This window comes from Mesorhizobium sp. M1334 (assembly GCF_040317995.1).
In the GTDB taxonomy this organism is placed as follows: Bacteria; Pseudomonadota; Alphaproteobacteria; order Rhizobiales; family Rhizobiaceae; genus Mesorhizobium.
Window position 1 is genome coordinate 1 of the sequence record NZ_JAMYLM010000067.1, and the last position, 2,037, is coordinate 2,037.

The following is a 2,037-nucleotide window of genomic DNA, read 5'->3' on the forward strand; positions in this document are numbered from 1 at the left end:
GAAATGGCTCAGACTTTGGATACCGATGAAGCACCCTGAAAGGTTTCGCCATGGACAAATGAACTTGCCTTGACGCATCACTCCTCATGTGAGCTTTGAGAGCCGCGTGGCCCTCTTCGAGCTAAAAGCCGGCTTCCGTTGTCGGTTGAGCCTTCCGGTTGATTGGAAACTCGTCCAGCACTGCGAGCACATCCGCAATACGATGCCTATCGCTTTCTGTGAGTGTCAGATCGACTTTGACGGCCTGGCTCTCGACCTTGGCTGCGGGCGTTCTGGCAAATGCCTGCTCACACCGCACGACGACTGCAGGGTCCTTTGTGAAATCCGCCTTCTTGCCGGGCTTGCGGCCACGCTTCACATAGCCATTGCTCTGGCTGCCATCGGGAATGCCGAACATGTGGTTCGTCTGTCCGGTGCGCCGCGGCCCGCGCTGGCTGCGATGAAGCTCCCGGCCAGCCTGCATCTGGGCGACCAGGTCCAGGGCAGCATCAAGTCGCTTGTTCTCGACGATCTCTGATCTGTGAACTGAACGCAGCTTGTCGAAGGTTCTGTAGGGTAGGGCGATGCCGTCGTGCATGACCTCGAGGCGACCGTCGGGATAGTCGCAGACAACGACCTTTTTGCGGGCAAGCCGCTTCGCGGTATCGGTCGGATTGAGAATGAACAGCACCTTGTCGTAGCGCAGCGTCAAAGCCTGAGACAGCGTGCGAACCTCCTTTCGGCACATGGCGCCGTCCAGATTCTCATGCTCGGCGAGGGGCCGGTGCATGTTCTTCGGATTGCGGGGTTCCTTGCCGAAGCGTGCGTTGAAGTCCGCCATGAACTCGGGCGCATAGGCATTGGCAGCTTCGATCGTGCTGATGTCGCGCAGGCGCAGTTCCTTCACAAGCCGGTCCTGGAGCGTCTGGTTGGCGCGCTCGACGCGACCCTTGGCCTGTGGGGTGTTGGCACAGATGATATCGATGTTGAGCTCGTAGAGCGCACGGCCGAACTGCGTCAGGCCGGTGCTTCTATCCTTCTCGGAATCATGGGTCGCTCGGAAGACCCCATGCTTGTCGCTATAAAACGCAAGCGGCTTGCCCCATTCCCGCAGATACGCCTTTGCCGCATGAAAGTAGTCGAACGTGTTCTCGGAGCCAGCAAAGCGCAGATGAAGCAGCTTGCCGGTCGCATCGTCGATGAAGACGAGCAGGGCGCATTTGGGACCGCGGTTCTCGAACCACCAGTGATGCGAGCCGTCGATCTGCACCATCTCGCCCAGGCAGTCTCGTCGCCCGCGGGGCTGATGCAGCCGCTGCTTGCGTTCACGGCGCGACGTCCAGATTCCAGCTTCTGTCATCCACTTGCGCAGCGTCTCCTTGCTGACCGCGAGCTGATGCCGTTCGATCAGCTTCTCGCGGGCAAGCGTTGGACCGAAGTCGATGTAGTGTTCGCGGATCAGCTCCAGCACGAAGTCGCGAACACCATCGACAATGCGATTGTTGGAACGCCGGCCACGCGCCTTGTGCCGGAGAGCCGCAGCACCATCCGCTTGGAACGTCTTCAACAGACGCTGGACCTGACGAACAGAAACATCGAGCAGGTTTGCCGCCGCAACGCTTGTCATTCGCCGCTCAACAATCTTCGACAGAACCTCGATACGCCGCAGTTCGCGTTCGCTCATCAGAACCAGTCCCAATCTGCAATCTCCCACGCTCTCGAACGCGGGCAGATTGGCAAGGCAGGAGCGACATTCCTACTTTGCCAGATCCGGACATTTTAACTTAGCTGCTACAGCCCCTGTTGCAACCAAGTTCGAATGTCGCGCTCTCAGCAAAGTAGAAATGTCGCATCCACGTCGATGCGGCCCGGCCTAGCGCAGATCTGAGCGCCCGATCGGGCGTCAGCTGGTCGGGGTTGCGCAGCCCGATCGGGGGCGATCCAGTAGATCTCCGTCGGCTTTAGATCCCATGAGGAGTGAACAGCGGCCGGCGCTCTGTCAGGGTGAGGCTGCATCGAACCACTCACTCAACAGGAGATCGCCGTGGAGAATGTGTC

At 59.4% G+C, this 2,037-nt stretch carries 1 pseudogene; it reads right to left on the minus strand.

Annotated features, from left to right (window positions below):
• Positions 1-256: 256 nt before the first annotated feature.
• A pseudogene (locus tag NKH17_RS33265) lies at positions 257-1,663 on the minus strand (ISNCY family transposase); the annotation flags it as partial.
• Positions 1,664-2,037: the final 374 nt, after the last annotated feature.